This is a genomic window from Psychromonas sp. KJ10-2 (assembly GCF_047323255.1).
In the GTDB taxonomy this organism is placed as follows: Bacteria; Pseudomonadota; Gammaproteobacteria; order Enterobacterales; family Psychromonadaceae; genus Psychromonas.
Genome location: NZ_CP178827.1, coordinates 1,216,537 through 1,233,654, shown reverse-complemented (window position 1 = coordinate 1,233,654; position 17,118 = coordinate 1,216,537). Strand labels below are relative to the sequence as shown.

The following is a 17,118-nucleotide window of genomic DNA, read 5'->3' as shown; positions in this document are numbered from 1 at the left end:
TCCACCGTGGTAATGCAGAGTTGTAACAAATACCATTAGACCGATTCAACAAATAAATAGGCTAACCATAACCTAGCATTATTGAGTTATAGCTAGCCCATATTTAATGTAATTATCTAACGTTATTTTTTTAGTTTATAAGCCATCACATAATCTCCAATTTTTGTACCAATAGAGCCATGGCCGCCTGCAACTTGTACCACCATTTGTTCACCTTTACTGTTTAAGTAGGTCATTGGCGTGGCTTGTCCACCTGCTGGTAATCGCGCTTTCCATAACTCGTCACCATTAGCGAGATTGTAAGCTCGTAAATAATTGTCAACAGTCGCCGCCATAAACACAATGCCGCTATCGGTAATAATTGGGCCACCAATACCAGGTACACCCATCTCAATAGGTAATTTAAGCGATGTCATATCTTCAATGGTGCCATTTTTATGCTTCCAAGCTGTTTCACCTTTATTAAGGTTTACGCCTGCCACATATCCCCATGGTGGTTGTTGACAAGGAATGCCTAGTGGCGAAAGGAATGGCTTCAAATCTACCGCATAATCCGCCCCTTCATTGGAATTTACGCCTTGCTCTCCGGTATTTGAACCACTCAAATCTGCGCCTTCTTTTGGCACTAACGTAGAAGTAAAAGCAAGATATAAAGGCATGCCAAATAATTGCTGACGTTTAGGATCGATGGCAATACTGCCCCAGTTGAAAACCCCAAAATTGCCTGGGAATATAATAGACCCTTCCTCTGATGGCGGAGTGTAACGTCCTTCATAGCGTAATTGTTTAAAATTAATTCGACATATTAACTGGTCTAAGGGCGTTGCTCCCCACATATCCGACTCTGTTAACTTCTCAGGCTTGAAAGACAAAGCAGAAGTAGGTTGCGTTTGCGAAGTATAATCGCCTGGGATCGCACCTTGTGGTGCTGCTACTTCAGTGATCGGCAATATAGGTTTACCTGTTGCTCTATTAAGCACATAAATATCACCTTGTTTGGTTGGAATAACCAAGGCAGGTTGTTTTCCAGTATCGGTTTCTAAATCCAATAAAGAAGGTTGAGCAGGTGTATCCATATCCCACAGGTCATGGTGAACAAACTGCTGTACCCAAGCAACTTGACCTGTTTTAAGGCTCAATGCCACAACGGATGTTGCATATTTTTCTTCTGCTGGCGAACGATAAGCACCTAATTGATCTGGAGTTCGGTTACCCATAGGAAAGTAAGCTAATCCTAGCTCTTCATCTGCACTGGCGACAGACCAACTATTCGGTGAGCTCGTAGCATACACTTCATCTTCGCCAATTGGCGCTGTTTTATTTGGCTTACCAGAGTCCCAATTCCATACTAACTCACCAGTTTTCACGTCATAAGCTCGGATCACACCAGAAGGAGAATTAATATCGTAATTATCATTGACTGAACCCGCGACGATCACAACACCACCTGCAACCAATGGAGGCGAGGTTGAGTAATAATAACCTGACTGTTTAAATGGCATGTTATGCATTAAATCTAACTCTCCATTCTCAGCAAAGTTAGCACAACGAGCTCCGGTACTTGGGTCAACAGCGATCAAACGGGCATCTGATGTTGGTAAGAATAATTGAGCATCACACTGTAATGTACTTAGGTTTTCTGAAGGGGTAGAGACTGTTTCTACTAAAGGAGGTTGTTTACTATCACTCGGAGGTAAATAAGAAACTCCACGACAAGTTTGATGTTGGCGCTGACTGTCAGCTGGTACTTTAGCATCGTAAACCCATTGCTCTTCACCTGTATCTGCATCTAAAGCAATAAGCCAGTTATGAGGCGTACAAAGGTAAAGTGCATTACCTATTTTAAGAGGGGTTGCCTCGTAGGTTGTTTCGCCGACATCTTTAGGGCCTTTTTTATCTCCGGTTTGATATTGCCATGCTAATTGTAATTGATCGACATTCTCCAGGGTAATGTTAGCTAAAGGCGAAAATCGTTGCCCTAAATTGCTTCTACCATAGGCATTCCAATCACTTTCATTTACATCACTTGCAAAGGGGGCACTAACCACTCTCGGCAATTCACCTTCTACGGTTGTCGGTGATGTAACCATTAAAGGTGAAAGTGTCGTTGCACTGGCTGCTATCCAAGCTGGTAATAAAAATATCCAACCCTGGCGATGTTTGAAAAAAGCAATTAAGAGAAGGGGAATTGCTAAAATGAGGAAAAGTCCCATCCTGGTTGCTAAGGGCCACCAACTCAGACCTGACTCAAGAACCGACCAAATTAATGTCGCCATTAAAAGGATAGCGTAGACAAGATTTGCTAATGCATTTCTATTACGTAGTAATAATGAAACGGCGATAAATGCAACACCTGCGAAGCAATAATATAAGCTGCCACCTAAGGCTATTAACCATGCACCGCCAATTAATAAAGCTAAACCTATAATAAAAAATAATACTGATAAAATGATCATAAACACTATCCTTATTTTTGTGACCTCTAAAGTATACTGAGTAATGGGCTTTATCTCGGTCCCTCATTCCACCGTGGTCATACAAAAAAGGCCAATTGAATTGGCCTTTGCTTTGATTATTTAATAAGAGTTAAGAAGGGTGAGACCTATTAGAATGACTTATTAAACTCTTTTTCTGCTTCATCTTTTTCCATGCCGTACTTCTCTTGCATTTTACCCTGGAAGACTTCTAAGTTACCGTCGATCTCTTGTAAGTCGTCATCTGTTAACTTACCCCATTTCTCTTTGATAGAACCTGATACTTGTTTCCACTGACCTTTCATAATGTCGTTATTCATAAGATAGCTCCTTAAGCTAGTTTGGATAAATGCAATATAGTGATTGCGTCAATGTTCTCAGTAAGGAGTGTTACAAGTTATATGCCAAAACTTAGGTTATTGATTTTAATGTTTATTTTGTGGTGGGTAAAAAGAGTCTGATTTTTACCCTGTAACTATTACAGGGCCAATTGAAAGGTTTTCATGCAGTGAGTAATGTAGGAGGGGAATCATAGTTATTCATCTTCAATGTGACGCTATCTCGTTCCCACGGCTCTCCGTGGTAACGTACACCTTTGATTCCTTTAGTCTAGCGCATGATAAGGTAAAGAAAATCTCACTCTTTATTTTTAACTGCTTGATAATTATGGATTAATTGTGTGGTGTCCATTGGATCGTAAAATATCAATCAAGTCTTTTCAATCTGCAACTTTTATCTAATAAAAATATAAAAGTCCAATGCGTTAAATGTCTTGGACTTTTATTAAGGTTATATACAATTAATGACGAAAACTCGATATTAATGCAGGGATACCTGGCAACATACCAACAGCTGCCATTACAGTGGTTAATATCACAAACATAACACTTGGTATAATCCAGCGATTCATTTTACTCAATTTCGCACTACGTTCTTTACAGCCGATTAAACCAAGATTATCCAGTAACATAGTAAGCGACCAACCAAAAGCAGGGTTAACAAGAGTCGATGCAAATACTACAATCGCTGCAGATTGCGTTGTTTTACCTTCACGTGTCATTTCCATTCCAGCTTCAAGTAAAGGGATAAACACACCTACGATTAATGCAACGCACAACACAGGTTGCCATATGGCTAAATCCATAGGGTATCCCCATACCGCAGCTATTACACAAAATAGAGCAGTTAATAAAGCACCTGCCGGAATAGGGCGTTTAGCAATGGCTGCCGGTATTAAATAAGTTCCCCATGATGAAGTAAAATTAGAGCCACCTAAAAGCGAACCAAAGACTTGACGAATAGAGGCTGTGGTCATGGTGTCGTCTATATTCATTTGTACTTTTTCAGTACGCCCTGGATAACTAATCTTTTGAAATACTTGATGACCCAAAAAATCAGGTGACCACATCGCGACGGCTAAAATCGCAAAAGGTAATACCACTACAAAACTCTCTATTGTTGGCAAACCTAACATCCAACCCGTATTGTCTCCCCACCAATGGGCTGGATTCAGGTTAGGTAAGCCTGGGTCAGTAATAAACTCAAAAGGGGCACCCATTGCAAAGGCAATCGAGCCGCCTAGTAAACAGCTTAACGGCACCGCTAACCAACGCTTTTTCCAATGTTCGAGTAATGCATACAGCAAAATCGTGCTGATAATGACGACAAAGGGGATATGTGACATACCAATGCTATCTCCCCAAGCTAATAATTTTTTAACTTGAGAAATAGTCCCCACAAACCCGAGATATAATAGTAACCCACCACAAACACCTTTACTGGTTAGATTGGCTAATCGACTACCACCTTTACTAATGGCGAGAATCAAACCAAAGGCTCCAATAAGTAGGCCAAATGCCATAGGGTGGCCACCTGCTGCAACCACAATAGGAATAAGTGGAATTAAGGGGCCATGAGTACCCGCTAAGTTAGCAGTTGGCAGTAAAAATCCGGAAAAAAGAACAATAAAAACAGAGACAATTAATAGCTCATAACGCACGTTCTCCAATACAAAGCCTTCATCAAGGCCAAGCGGTGCTGCAAACGTTGCGGCTATCGCACCGACCATCACTATTTTGCCTATGGTGGCAGCCATCGCCGGAATAGTATCTTCTATCTCAAATCGATAATCTTTAAACGGCCAGTTAGGACGCCAACGTTTAGGCGACATTATTTGTAATTCATGCTCTAGGTATTCTTCTCGGGTATTAAAGTCAGAGCTTGGCTTATGTTTCTGCTCGTAATTCAATTTATCGTTAACTTGTTGAGATGCTGATTGTTGTTCTTGTGAGGAATTAGCTTTTTATTCATTTTTATTCCCTGAGTTATTGCGTGAAAGTGTTAACATTTTTCAAGCTGGCAACACTAACTCAAGGTCATAATGGTTACGAATAAGGAGTTACAATCATTGGTGTTGCATCATGTTTTATTATTGATTCGTATCAAAAAATGTATCCTATACCTTATTCTCTGAATAATTATATGTTGTTCTTTTACATAAACTTATTTTCGATGAATGAAGTTAATATTGAAATAACGGAATAGTTAAATAGATGAAACAATCTATCGTGAATTGAATATATTTTGCATTGTGTGTTTTAACTTAAAGGTAAAATTCCCCCAAATAAGTCTTCTCATGTAATCTTTTGGTGTAAATGCATACTGAAGTAATACTCGTTCATATTGAATAATTTGATATGTTGAATACATGATGTAACTATTAATCTCGTTCCCAAGGTCCTTCGTGGTGACGTATATCTTTAAGGGGCGTTATGACTATTATTTGGATTTTAATCGCATTATTTGTGGCTGTTGCCTTGATGGTGGTGTTAGGTGAACGTTATGCAAAACCTATTAGTGCAAAACAACAAGCTAAATACAGTAAAATCTTACCTATATTAGTATTTGTGATGCTATTTATCGCATTACTAAAACAAGTATTTGAATCTGGGGTTCTTTAATTGTGTATGGGGTTTTAGTAAATCAGGTGTGAATTATTTCGTTACTTATTAACTGTTGTATCGCCCTGTCAACCAGTTACTTTCTTTTACGTGCGGTAAATCAACACGTCAATGACTGGACGAGCGCAGACGAGAAATAACTCTCAGTAATCTAGGTGAATATGCGTTCCCTCGGAGAACTTTGGGAACGAGGTGGTTTAGCTACAACAAAACAGGATGTTTGGCTTAGGCTCGTTCTGGCCATGGATGGACAGCAAGAGCCGGTGCGTTATAAAAGCAATCTATGATTTGGATCAGAAAGCGATTCGATGCCAGCTCTCTTTGAATTCTTTGAAAGTATGGGTTCTCTAATGGTCTAGAGAAAGTAAAGTCGCCGACAGGGCGAAACTACTGATAATAATAATTAAAGCTGATTTGACGAGCGCAGACGAGATATACAATCATCACTCTAGGTAAATATGTATTCCCAAGGAGGAGCTTGGGTGTGAAAGGTGGGTTTTATAAACTTAATACATCTACTTATGCCTATGCAGCCGATTAATGACGGCTAAAAACTAAGCAGGTCCATTTACAATAATGTAATGATGGCACTCTTTTAATAACCTTAAAAATTGGTTTATATCTCGATCCAAGCTGCTCTCTGGTAAATAGAGGTGGTAACCATAGGCTTTAGCGAGTTGTTCACTACGATGTAACCATGCTGCGATTGGACCTTTATATACCACGTCATTTAACGTATAGGGTTCAAAATTAATCAGGTCTTCTTCAGCACTAATTTCTTTATTAATAATCGCTAAAACAATCAACTCTTGTTGTTCGTGAATTAACTTGTTGGCGAGTCTTGGGGATATGTTTTTGGCGAGATGATCTAAATTATTTAGCTTGATACCAAGGTAAGGTAATTGTGTATGCTGACCTCTAACATCCGCTTTAATTTCCCCAAAACGAATAATATCTTGCCATCGTAGAGACCATTTTCCATTCAGGTGACAATACTTAATCATTTCAGGGGTGATAAAAAAGCTGGTTTCAGGCTCTATGTATTTGAGGAACCCAATGAACGCAATCATCAAGCTAATGCATATGAGTAAAATCAATTGAATTTTAAAGGTTTGCCAAAGAAATAAACTGATAAGCCAAAAAATAAATATCAATGTAAAGCCGAGGCATATAAGCGTCAGTGCATTACGTTTAGAACTTGGGCGAACTTTAATCACTCTATTGACTGTATCTTCCAAATTTAACCTTCCTTGAAAACTTGGTTTTTGAATAAATACTCGCTGGAACAACATGTTTTTGAGAATAAACCAGGGGTAGTTGATCTTTCAAGTATATTTTTACTTCATTCCCACGGTCCTCCGTGGGAGTGCATATTAACTAGAGTGATAAGTGTAAATTCTCGTCTCTGCTTGTCTAGTCATTCACACTTTTATTTACATTTATTTCGCCCTGTGGGCGACATACTTTTTCTTACCAGAAGAATAAAGTAAGCAAAAAGACTGGCTCCTAATTCGTTTTTAAACTATTCCTTTGGGTAAGAGTTATGACCTCCTTTTTAACGCACCACTCAGACCTGAGCTAGCAACGGCTGCTCATAAACACGATACTGTCGTATCAATCGCTGCCATATTGAGTAAGGTTTTATTTTAAGCGTTTGATATTGTTTACTTAAATGTGTGGGGGCAGCATTTTAATTTACAAAATTTAAACGCAAATGAGTAACAGAACCTAGAAACACTTTAAATTATATAATCATTTTAAAACAATAAAAGCGGTCTATATAAAAGGCGCTAAATCCCTTAATACCAACCATCTACCAATAATTGATAGATGATTGGCGGCTGAAATACAGGTTAAAAGGCGTTTAAAGCTTAATTTATACCGCTCAACATCAGTTAATAATAAAACGTAGTAAATAAGCAAACATAGTTAGAGCGAAGACACTGCTAAACCAAATAGCGATAAACCAAGCCCATTTTCTAGTGATAGGTTTCATTAATGGTACCCCTCATCATGTTTTAGTTTTCCTCTAAACACCCAATAAGCATAACCGCTATAGGCAATGATCATCGGTAACAGAACAGCAGTACCGACAAGTAAAAACTTCAAACTTGAATCTGGAGCTGCTGCTTGTTGATAGGTTAATGCAAATGGCACCAGATAAGGGAATGTGCTCACTGCAAATCCCATCGCTGAAACTAAAAATAAGCCCATCGCTAAAAGGTAAGTACGAACTGCTTGATGAAGCTTAAGCGCTCTAAATAGTTGCCAGCTACAAAGAACAGCTAGTATTGGTAGGGCGTAATAGAGTATTGAGTTAGGAAAGCTAAACCATCGCTCAGATACGATTGGGTTGTGTAATGGTAACCACACACTAACCACTAGAATACTCAACACCAATGTAACAGCCCAGCGTTTAGCAATTCTATAGTAGCGACTAGCGAGCTCTTCAGGCAGTTTTATTATTAACCAGCAGGCACCGAGTAGAATATAAGCGCAAACAGTGGCAAGGCCGCAAAATAATGTGAATGGGGTCAACCAATCGAACCAACCACCGGCGTAACTGCGTCCTGAGATTTCAATACCCTGTAGCATTGCGCCAAGCATCACCCCTTGCATTAGGGCTGCACCAAATGATCCGAGGAAAAATGCGATATCCCAGATAAATTTTCCTCGTTTGGTTCTAAATCGGTATTCAAAGGAAACACCGCGTAACACCAAACCTAATAACATGATAGTTAGCGGGGCATAGAGCGCTGGCATCACCACCGCATAGGCGAGAGGAAACACAGCAAATAATCCTCCGCCTCCAAGTACTAGCCAGGTTTCATTACCATCCCAAACTGGCGCAATACTGTTCATCATTAGGTCGCGTTCACCTTCACTCTTTGCATTGGGGAAAAGCACTCCAATGCCTAAGTCAAAGCCATCAAGAACCACATAAATCAATACCGCTAGGCCAATTAATCCGTACCAAATAAGTGCGTAATCCATGATTGTTACCTCTCTGTTAATCGGTTAGGGTGAATAGCAGCTGGTACATTTTCACCTTCAGGCAGACGCGGGTCTAAGGGCTCTTCATAGCGAGTTGGTGATTTACGCATGAGTCTGAGCAGATAAAAGAAGCCAGCGCCGAACACACAAAAATAGACAACAATAAAGGCGATTAAAGAGGTACTAATAGCGGTAGCATCAATCGGTGAAGCAGAATCTGCCGTGCGTAATAGCCCATACACAGTAAAGGGTTGTCTTCCAACTTCAGTCGTTATCCAGCCGGCTAATATGGCAATAAAGCCTGCAGGCCCGAAGGCGACACATAGTCGGTGGAATAGGCTTGGCTGGTATAGTTTGTCTTTTTTACGTAGCCACAAGCTGAATAAGCCTATTACTAACATCGCAAAGCCAATACCGACCATGACTCGAAAACTCCAGAATACAATGGAGACTGGTGGATGATCTGTTTCCAGAAAAGCATCGAGACCTTTAAGTTCACCGTTAAGGTCATGAGTCAAGATAAGACTACCAAGCTTAGGAATAGCAACTTGATAGTTCATTTGCTTGGCTTCATCATCGGGTATACCAAATAGAATGAGTGGTGCCCCTTGATGAGTTTGATAGTGTCCTTCCATCGCTGCTAATTTGGCAGGTTGATGCTCTAATGTGTTTAAACCGTGGAAATCCCCGGCGATAATTTGCAGCGGTGTAACGATAGTAATCATCCATAAGGCCATCGAAAACATAGTTTTGGCCAATGGGTTGTGGGGCGCTTTAATCAGGTGATATGCACCGACGGCGGCAATCACAAAGGCAGTGGTTAAGTAAGAAGCCAATAACATGTGTACTAGGCGATAAGGGAAAGAGGGATTAAACACCACAGCAAACCAGTCTTCAGGAATAAATTGTCCGACTTCGTTGATCGCATAACCTGCAGGAGTTTGCATCCAACTATTTACTGAGAGGATCCAGAAGGCCGATAAAAACGTCCCAAACGCAACAATACAGGTAGAAGTGAAATGCAGTTTTTTACCAACGCGAGACATACCAAACAGCATCACACCAAGAAAACCCGCTTCTAAAAAGAAGGCGGAAAGAACTTCATAACCCATTAATGGGCCAAGAATTGGGCCTGTCTTATCGGCGAACACACTCCAGTTAGTACCGAACTGGTAACTTAAAACAATGCCACTCACCACCCCCATACCAAAACTGATGGCAAATATCTTTATCCAATATTTGTACAGCTGGATATATTTTTCTTTACCGGTTTTGAGCCAGAGTCCCTCTAATACAGCTAGGTATGAAGCCAAGCCGATAGTGAAGGAAGGAAAAATAATATGAAAAGCCACGGTAAAGGCGAATTGAAATCGCGCTAAGTCAATTGCTAAGGTATCCATAATCACTCCTAAGGGGGTATCTAGGAATTTTTACGTTGGTAAAAGGTTAAAAGATCTACTTTTGATCTATTCCTTTGAAGTAAAGCAACACTATTGTCTTAACGCATTGTTTATCATAGGCGACGTTCATGTTCTGAATTCAGCGAGGAACGAACAAAGTACACGCTGAGCTTAGCCTGCTCATATAACTTTGCGGTCGCATAAATCCCTGCCTGCCCTAGCTTGCTAAAAACAGTGATTAATTCAGAAAAACTCAACGGGAGGAGTGGTGTAGCCGTATTGAGTAAGGTTTTGTTTTAACTAGTTGATATTTCTTATTTAAACATGTGTATCCAAAACTGTGTTTGAACGATTACAGCATGTAATTTCTTCATAGTAGATTATAAAAAATTCATATGAAAACAATAGATTGTACATTTTTAGAACGAAAATTAGCCTTTTTTAGGGGATAAATGTTGGCACATATTTTGTAGTACATACTTTGTAATTAGATAAACAGCTTAAACAGCTTTAATAGTTTAAAGAGCAACTCTACTAACAAAGTAATTCAGTATGAGTATTAAATAATAAAACACTTATGGAGCATACAATGAAAAAGTCAATTTTAGCATACGCATTAATTTCAACTGGTTTTTTAAGCACTGCAACATTGGTGCATGCAGAAGCATATAACCCAGATTCCGATGCGGCAGGTGTTTATGTAGGTGGTAATTATGGTTATTTACGAGTGGATGGGGATGACGAATTTGATGATGATAAAGACGCTTATCAACTATTTCTAGGTTACTCTTTGAATGAATATATTGCTGTTGAGGGGAGTTATGTAGATTTTGGTGATTATGGAAACTCTGTGGCAAGTGCAGAAACGGATGGATATACCCTTGGTTTAAAATTAGGTTTACCAGTGACAAACAATATCGAAATTTATGCTAAAGGCGGTCAGCTCTGGTATGAAACAGATTACTCTGTTTTGGGCGTTGATGGAAACGAAGATGACACTGGGTTATTTGCCGGTAGGGGTGAGTTACCACTTAGATAAAAACTGGGCAGTTAAAGTCGATTATACCGTTTATGATAATGATTTAGATGTTGATAGCGCGGACAGCGATTCTGATTTTTCAACGGATATGAAATACGCATCAGTTGGTCTTGAATACAAATTCTAAATTCCAAAAATAAGTTAATAAGATACCAAAAAGGCAAATCATGTTGATTTGCCTTTTTGGTATATGCCGTCTTGCTAGTTTATGTAGATTTCGGCCTTTATAAAACTATGTTGTTGTATAATTAGCTCCTTGCCTGAGCTTGCTAAAGGTGGTGACTCATCAAGAAAACTCAACGGGAAAAATGGACGTAGTAGCCTTGAATAAAGTGTTATCGTAATTGGTTGGTTTTTGTTAATTCAACTAATGCGGCAGTACTTTGCAAGTAAAATAGATCAGCTAATTAGTGTGATTGGTATTACCTCTAATGCTATTTCTTGATAATAGCATTCCATAAAACCGTATAAAAAAGCCAATACTGCTTTGGCAATATTGGCTTTTCATTTGTTATTTCTGGAAAAATAGGTAAAGGCTATGTCAAGGTTCAGCAATAAGCCTTTATTTAATAAGCAATGTTTACAGCAGCACTGACAGATTTTGCATTATCAATGGCTTGTTCAATATTGTCACCACGAGCAATCGCGACCCCTAAACGGCGACTACCGTTAATATTGGGTTTTGCAAATAAACGTATCTGCGAACCTGCTACTTTGCCTAGCGCAGTTACTACACCTTCAAATTGGATATCTTGAGATGTGCCATTACCTAAAATAACACTCGAAGCTGAAGGGCCGTATTGCGTAATGTTACCAATAGGGAAACCTAAAATAGCGCGCACATGCAAAGCGAACTCAGATAAGTCCTGTGAAATCAAAGTCACCAAGCCTGTATCGTGTGGGCGAGGCGAGACTTCGCTAAAGTAAACTTCATCACCTTTTACAAAAAATTCCATCCCAAATAAACCAAAGCCACCTAATTCAGTAACCACCTTGGTCGCAATAGCTTGAGCTTTCTGTAAAGCTGCTTCTGACATCGCTTGTGGCTGCCATGATTCACGGTAATCACCGTCTTCTTGACGATGGCCAATAGGGGCGCAAAAGTGTATGCCATCAACCGCGCTAACCGTTAATAAAGTAATTTCATAATCAAATGGAACAAAGCCTTCAATAATAATACGACCTTCGCCAGTACGGCCACCTTCTTGAGAATAAGTCCAAGAGTTATCTAAATCAGCGTCCGTTTTTACTACGCTTTGACCTTTACCTGAGCTACTCATTACAGGCTTAATGACACAAGGCTGGCCAATCTCTTTAACGGCTTGTAAATACTCTTCTTTAGTATCAGCAAAAATGTAAGGTGAAGTTTTTACGCTTAACGTTTCAGCGGCTAAACGACGAATGCCTTCTCTATCCATGGTTAATTTTGCAGCACGCGCAGTCGGGACAACATTAAAACCTTGTTGCTCTAACTCCAATAAGGTATCAGTTGCTATTGCTTCTACTTCAGGAATAATAAAATCTGGGTTTTCTAAGCGAATGATTTCTTCTAAGCGTTTTCCATCTAGCATGCTGACAACATGTGAACGATGTGCGATTTGCATTGCTGGTGCATTTGCATAGCTATCAGCAGCAATCACTTCGATGCCAAAACGTTGTAGCTCGATAGCTACTTCTTTGCCTAATTCGCCTGAGCCTAATAGTAATGCCTTAGTTGCACTGGCCGATGTTGCCGTACCTAAAATTGGATGTGTCATGTAATTCACTCTTATGTGGATGAAAAGATGAGATATTAAGTTTTGGATTCTACCAGAAAAAGAGTTTAGCTAGCATTGATTAACAGTAAGAAAGGAGCGTTTTAATTATTTTATATTTTCGCCAACTATATCCAATGGATCTGCCCATCGATCAGAATGGTTCTACTTAATGATGTTAGCCAACAAATCAATTGTTTCAAATACCAAATACTGGACACCCATACATTAAAGTTTTTTATATCAGTGAGTTAATAAATAATCCGATACTCGACGCGGCTACATTCTTTGTCGTAGTAAAGTCAATGGGTGTCCAACTTTGAATAATGCATGGGTGTCCAGCTCTTATGTACGTCATCTCTTCGTTGTAAATATTGCATTTTTCTGCCTTCCTTTTGACTTTTATTTTTAAATTGTTGATTAAAATGATAATTACAGTAGTCTAAGTCTCTTATCAATCATTAGATGTTTGCCACCATTCCACTGGAAAGGTGGCATTTTGTTATCTAATAAAGTGTTACATTGCGTCGAAATATGGAGTCTCCTCGTTAAATGGAAATAATTAAGTCTGTTCAGATTAGAAAATTTCGTTCATTAAAGTCAGTAACCAAAAAATTAGAATTTTCAGATCTTAATATTTTTGTAGGGCAAAATGACCAAGGAAAATCGAACTTGTTGAGAGCATTAAACCTTTTCTTTAACAATGAAACGGATTTAGATACTCGCTTTAGATTTTCAGAAGATTACTGTTATCACTCAAATACTGGCAAGGGTACCAGAAATGAAATTAGAATAGATTTAGTCATTGAGCCACCTAAAAAACGTTTTAAGCATGCAAAGCCGTTAAAGTGGACAAAACGATGGAGAAAAGATGGGTCGATCATTGAAGAAAGAAAATATATAGAAAGTGGTAATGAAGTACCTTCTAGAGATGGCGTGTCACAATGGTTAGATAAAATTAGATATAGATATATTCCTGCGATAAAGGGACAAGATTACTTTTCAGCTTTAATGGGGGAACTTTACGATGTACTGAATGAAGCTTATGCCGATATTTTATCTACACAAGGTGAAGAGTTCATAAGTGGAATCCAAAACATAACTAAAGGAATAACTGAAGATTTATCTGAACAAATTGGGATTTCAAATACAATTCAAGTTCCCTCGGATTTTAAGCAGCTATTTTCTAATCTAGATTTTGGTGTTCGACTAAGTGGTAATACTTACCACTTAAAGCAACGCGGTGATGGAATAAAAATTAGACATATACCTGTGATTTTAAAATATATGTCAGAACAAGAACGAAGTATATCAAGAGCGGGTTATGTTAAACCCGATACTATTTGGGGCTTTGAGGAACCTGAAAATAATCTAGAATTAAGATACGCCTTTGAGTTAGCTAAAACATTTAAAGAGTACTCAAAGGATATTCAAATTTTCATTACAACTCATTCTCCTGCATTTTATGCACTTGACCAAACTGATGGCGATAATGTAAATACGTTTTACATTTCACAAGGCGAAGATAGCTGTACTCAGGTTGATGTTGTTTCACATGAGAAAACCAATGAACTTCATGAAAGTATGGGATTACTTCCAATTATTACTCCTTATTTGACTAAAATATATGAGCATCAAAGTGAAATTGAAGACTTAAAGTCTAAGTTAGTTCAACTTGAAGATAGTGTACGTTTTGTTGTTTTAACAGAGGATGAAAAGCATGAACATGTTATTTCATATTTTAAAGCACAAGGTTGTAATGAAGAAGTAACTGAATTTTACTCTTATCTTGGTGCTAATCAAATAAGTTCGGCACTCATTCTGGGTAAATATTTAAAAGATAAAAGACCTGATATACAAGTAATTATTCATAGAGATAGAGATTATCATAATGATAAAGATATAGACTCTATAAAAAATAGAGTCGAAAAAATGGTTTCATTTTTTCGTTACTAAAGGTGTAGATTTAGAGTCAGAGTATATTTGTCCAAATCATATTAATGCTTTATATCAAGAAATTTCAATAGAGAAGGCTGAAACACTAATCCATAGTGCAACATTGAAAGCGAAGGATGCTTCTGTAGATCGGTTAATTGATCATGATCTGAAGAGCAATAAACCTGAGCAATCGGCTTATGCAAAACAAATTCGCTTACTGAATAAAAAGTATGAGGGTAACGTTGAGCGCTACAGGTATGGAAAAAAGTTTTTGGTGAATTAAAGTCTGAGATACAAAGAACGTTAAAAACTAATCCAGACTTATTTAAAGAAACTGAATTTATAAAGAATGAAGCCCTAGTCAAAATATTTTCAGAATAACAATGTAACAAGCCACTTCACACCGGAATTTTACTCGCTTCGCTCCCAAAATTCCGGTGTGTGTGGCGTTAGCTCACTTTTAAAAATGGAGAACTCATTGTGTTAGGACAATCGAAAGGTACAGTTTATACTCATGCATACTTTTCAGCTTCAGTAGAGAGAACTTTACAAGCTGATAATTTTGGAGAAACCTGTGCAGGTTTAACTAGCGTTGCATTGACTGCATTCATGGTAGAAAGTTATTTAAATTATCTTTGTGAGAAATTATGCGATTATGAGGCTAGAGCAAACTTGTTTTTGGATGATACGGATCCTGTAGAAATTAACAATATACTAAAAGAACTTCCTAAAAACGAATTACCTCTTCATGTAAATCTAGCTGAGACTCTAGGTTATAAAAAACAAACTGAAACAATAATAAAATCACTTATATCTTCTTTATGGAAGGGCAAGCGTGCAGACTTTCAATGTGACTTTAATGCAGGACTCTCGTTTTACGAATTAGAGAAAAAGTACAAGTTATCAACAAAGAATAAGTTAAAAGCTTTATTAAAAGCCAGTAATGCTGAACAGCCTAAATACGATAAATTTATACAGCAGTTCAAGCAATTATTTGATGCTAGAGACGCTCTTGCTCATGGTAGGAGCGAAAATGTTTCTGAATTTTTTGTCAAAAAACCGAATGGTAAAATCCCAAAGTCTGTACCTACAATTGCAGCAAGCTGGCAAAACAGTTGCTCAATTGAACAAGCGAATAAAATGTATAGTTCATCAAAAGAGCTTGTATCGTATTTTAATCAAGAGTTTCTACAAGAATTCTCGCCATTAACTAATCTAAGTTCTCAAATATCTGCTGTGAGCTAACAAGCTAATCAACAAAAGTTCTGGATGCCCATATATTATTTATTTTAAATAAAGTTCTGGACACCCATACATTAAAGTTTTTCTATCAAAGAGTTAGTGAATAATTTGATACTCAACGCGGCTACAATTCCTCGTCGTAGAGTCTTCCCAAATCATACATTGCTTTTAACAAACTTAAACAGGGTGTTGGTTAGGTTCGTTCTGGTCAAAATGAATGGGGTTTGAACAGAATACGTATTAATGAATAAGCTATTTGGTTATATCTCATCGCATTTTGATATGGCTAAACAGGACTATTACATGATGGCTCAATGCTAGAATAAACAGGTAAACTGCATGGAGACAATATGACCGAAACCATTAAAAATAGAACCATTCTTTATAGTAAGCTATTTTCGATAAATCTAGTTACTTATCCTATTAATCATAGTGTCAGGGCGCACGTTGATAATGTTCAAAAAGGGCGTTATTACAAACTTAATTTTATATTGGTACAGCCCAAAGTGGGCGGTGTGTTTAAGTGTAAAAAATGCATTATTAACTTATTTAACCGCGTGTATTTATTTAGACCCGATAAGTATGAACACAGTGTCACTAACATTGAATCAGGAAAACGTGTCTTACTCAGTTTTGCATTAAATATATAATGTTTTGCGTACTCTTTCGAAAACAGTATCAATGAGATACATAAAAAGTATGGGCAGCCAAACTTACCCTAAGCATTTTTATTAATAAGTTTAATGAGTTAATAAGGTGAGATTCAGCGCGGCTAACGCTCCCCGTCAGGGTGAAATCAATGTTAATAAACATCAATCAGCCTCGACGGGCGCAGATGAGTACTAGCAAAACAAAACACAAGGTCAAAACAAGCAGGTTGAAAAAAGGAATCGAAGGGCTCTTCCGTTCATGAAACTAGCCTGTCGGCTAACTCACCCAGCCCTCGAAAACCTATTATTCATAAGCTTAATATTAACTTAACAGGTAGTTAGAGCGTAATAAAAGTTGGAAATATCAATTAGTCTCAACGAGCGCAGACGAGTATTCGTAAAAAACACAAAGTCAAAACATGCAGATTAAAGTCAGCGCCCCTAAAACCCATACTTTATAAGCTTAATACTAATTTAACAAACTGAACTAACAATTCCTGATTTTTAGCTAAAATAAATCCTTGCTCAAAGTGGTTACGAAAATTTCCCGCCGTTGAGCTTTTCTAAATAACGATTATATTTTAGTAATACCAAACAGGATGTTTGGGATAGTTGAGACTAGTGCATGGATGCACGTTCGAAACGGTACGTTTAAAATGTAATCATT

At 38.1% G+C, this 17,118-nt stretch carries 14 protein-coding genes; 6 read left to right on the top strand and 8 right to left on the bottom strand.

Annotation, left to right across the window (positions count from 1 at the left end; translation table 11 throughout):
* Positions 1–122 precede the first annotated feature (122 nt).
* From ACLKL2_RS05960 to ACLKL2_RS05950, 3 genes are all read right to left on the bottom strand, one after another.
* A complete protein-coding gene (locus ACLKL2_RS05960) occupies positions 123–2,456 on the bottom strand; it encodes a glucose/quinate/shikimate family membrane-bound PQQ-dependent dehydrogenase (protein WP_413693721.1) in 2,334 nt (777 codons plus the stop codon).
* A 149-nt stretch (positions 2,457–2,605) separates the two neighbouring features.
* A complete protein-coding gene (locus ACLKL2_RS05955) occupies positions 2,606–2,794 on the bottom strand; it encodes a CsbD family protein (protein ID WP_113818938.1) in 189 nt (62 codons plus the stop codon).
* Between the two features lie 479 nt (positions 2,795–3,273).
* Positions 3,274–4,722: a DUF3360 family protein gene (locus ACLKL2_RS05950; RefSeq protein ID WP_413693720.1), complete on the bottom strand. Its 1,449-nt coding sequence runs from the start codon at positions 4,720–4,722 to the stop codon at positions 3,274–3,276.
* Between the two features lie 523 nt (positions 4,723–5,245).
* On the opposite strand from ACLKL2_RS05950, the gene ACLKL2_RS05945 reads away from it, so the two are divergent.
* Positions 5,246–5,434, top strand: coding sequence for a hypothetical protein (locus ACLKL2_RS05945; RefSeq protein ID WP_113818940.1), 189 nt, complete (start codon positions 5,246–5,248; stop codon positions 5,432–5,434).
* Positions 5,435–5,988: 554 nt separating this feature from the next.
* Here the strand turns inward: ACLKL2_RS05945 and ACLKL2_RS05940 are convergent.
* From ACLKL2_RS05940 to ACLKL2_RS05925, 4 genes are all read right to left on the bottom strand, one after another.
* Positions 5,989–6,504 (bottom strand): DUF2982 domain-containing protein, encoded by a 516-nt coding sequence (locus tag ACLKL2_RS05940; RefSeq protein ID WP_413693719.1) that lies wholly within the window; start codon positions 6,502–6,504, stop codon positions 5,989–5,991.
* Positions 6,505–7,325: 821 nt separating this feature from the next.
* Entirely contained in the window at positions 7,326–7,430 is a 105-nt protein-coding gene (locus tag ACLKL2_RS05935) for a DUF2474 family protein (RefSeq protein ID WP_413693718.1), read from the bottom strand.
* Positions 7,430–8,428 (bottom strand): cytochrome d ubiquinol oxidase subunit II, encoded by a 999-nt coding sequence (gene cydB, locus ACLKL2_RS05930; protein ID WP_413693717.1) that lies wholly within the window; start codon positions 8,426–8,428, stop codon positions 7,430–7,432. Before cydB ends, ACLKL2_RS05935 begins: the two co-directional genes overlap by 1 nt.
* A gap of 5 nt (positions 8,429–8,433) precedes the next feature.
* Positions 8,434–9,831: a cytochrome ubiquinol oxidase subunit I gene (locus ACLKL2_RS05925; protein WP_413694264.1), complete on the bottom strand. Its 1,398-nt coding sequence runs from the start codon at positions 9,829–9,831 to the stop codon at positions 8,434–8,436.
* A 586-nt stretch (positions 9,832–10,417) separates the two neighbouring features.
* Here ACLKL2_RS05925 and ACLKL2_RS05920 point away from each other — a divergent pair.
* Positions 10,418–10,867, top strand: a complete 450-nt coding sequence (locus ACLKL2_RS05920; protein WP_413693716.1) for an outer membrane beta-barrel protein — start codon at positions 10,418–10,420, stop codon at positions 10,865–10,867.
* A complete protein-coding gene (locus ACLKL2_RS05915; RefSeq protein ID WP_413693715.1) occupies positions 10,821–10,994 on the top strand; it encodes a hypothetical protein in 174 nt (57 codons plus the stop codon). The genes ACLKL2_RS05920 and ACLKL2_RS05915 overlap by 47 nt, the downstream gene beginning before the upstream one ends.
* A gap of 439 nt (positions 10,995–11,433) precedes the next feature.
* On the opposite strand, the gene purT is transcribed toward ACLKL2_RS05915, so the two are convergent.
* Positions 11,434–12,624 (bottom strand): formate-dependent phosphoribosylglycinamide formyltransferase, encoded by a 1,191-nt coding sequence (purT, locus tag ACLKL2_RS05910; protein ID WP_413693714.1) that lies wholly within the window; start codon positions 12,622–12,624, stop codon positions 11,434–11,436.
* Between the two features lie 549 nt (positions 12,625–13,173).
* On the opposite strand from purT, the gene ACLKL2_RS05905 reads away from it, so the two are divergent.
* The 3 genes from ACLKL2_RS05905 to ACLKL2_RS05895 all read left to right on the top strand — a co-directional run bounded on the left by ACLKL2_RS05905 (position 13,174) and on the right by ACLKL2_RS05895 (position 16,451).
* Positions 13,174–14,577, top strand: a complete 1,404-nt coding sequence (locus ACLKL2_RS05905) for an ATP-dependent nuclease (RefSeq protein WP_413693713.1) — start codon at positions 13,174–13,176, stop codon at positions 14,575–14,577.
* A 462-nt stretch (positions 14,578–15,039) separates the two neighbouring features.
* Entirely contained in the window at positions 15,040–15,804 is a 765-nt protein-coding gene (locus tag ACLKL2_RS05900) for a hypothetical protein (RefSeq protein WP_413693712.1), read from the top strand.
* 347 nt (positions 15,805–16,151) lie between these two features.
* Positions 16,152–16,451, top strand: coding sequence for a 2OG-Fe(II) oxygenase (locus tag ACLKL2_RS05895; RefSeq protein ID WP_413693711.1), 300 nt, complete (start codon positions 16,152–16,154; stop codon positions 16,449–16,451).
* The last annotated feature ends 667 nt before the right edge of the window (positions 16,452–17,118 follow it).